Below are 1,147 nucleotides of genomic sequence, written 5' to 3'. Positions count from 1 at the left end.
AAATAGGGGTTCGCACAATTATCGTTGTTCGACAATTACAAAGAAATTTCTTCTTAATTTTCTTTAATTCTACAGGCTATTCATTAATGAGTATTATAATAAATACCATATCATAATACAAGAGTACTAGGATTAATTTACTATAAACTGTCCTTTAAGAAGTCCTCGACAAAATCCGGGGCTGCTTTTTTTATTTGCTGAACTGTGTGTAAATAGCGCTGTGTCGTGTTGATATGCGTATGTCCGAGCGATTCCTGGACCTGCTGCAGCGTTGCGCCGCGAAGTAAGGCTAAAGTAGCATTGGTATGTCTGAGCCAGTGAGGGGTAACCTTTTTCTCCAGGCCGCTTTGTTCGCGGGCTTTCTGGATCATTTTCTCAATTCGCCTTACGGATACCGGGAACACTTTTTGCTCGGGCGACACTTTCTTTTGCGTGGTTCGAGACAGATACTGGTTGAAAAGTTCCCATAGCAGATGCGGGATTTTGACCTCTCGTTGTTTCCCGCCCTTTCCCTGCACAGTCAGCCAAATCGAGCGTTCTTCCGGGTCGGGGTGGAAATGCCCCCATTCCATGGAGATTAGCTCAGACACCCGCAAGCCCAGTAAAACCAGGGTTAAACCGACCAAATATTGCCGGGAGCCCTGCTGTTTCAACTGTTCGAACAACCTGAGAACCTCGCTTTTGGTTAAATAATTGTTTTTGCTGGTGACTGTTATTTTGGGCATACGAACGCTTGTAGTGGGGTTATTGGGGAAAATCCCGATATTCGAATCGCTTCCCCATTTGTAAAGCGAGCGCAGCGGAGCAATATGAATAGCGACGGTCGCCGGCGCTTTCGGTTTGTTTTGCTGGTTGAGGAGCCCTTCAATCAGCCCGATTTTGTACACTTCGATTTCTTTCCACGTCACATCTTTCAAAGATTTATCCCCGATAAAACTGCGAAATTTCTCAATGGCGCTGCGGTAATTTCTTACTGTATATTTCGAACGTTGATAAGTGGCGAAGAACATATTAACGATTTGGTCATCGGAATAGTTTTGCTTGCTCTCTGCATGGATAGCGAGTTGAGATAGGCTCATTGGCGTTGGCATGAGAGATTGTTCCTCCTTAAATATTCGAACAACGATAATTGTGCGAACCCCTATTT

Annotated in this window: 1 protein-coding gene; it reads right to left on the bottom strand. The window is 44.5% G+C overall.

From position 1 onward, the window contains the following. Positions 1–140: 140 nt before the first annotated feature. On the bottom strand, positions 141–1,091 hold the full coding sequence (locus AC6RNO_RS36675) for a tyrosine-type recombinase/integrase (protein WP_497108440.1): 951 nt from the start codon (positions 1,089–1,091) through the stop codon (positions 141–143). Positions 1,092–1,147: the final 56 nt, after the last annotated feature.

The organism is Paenibacillus sp. sgz302190 (assembly GCF_059820445.1).
This window is presented reverse-complemented; position numbering and strand designations above follow the sequence as displayed.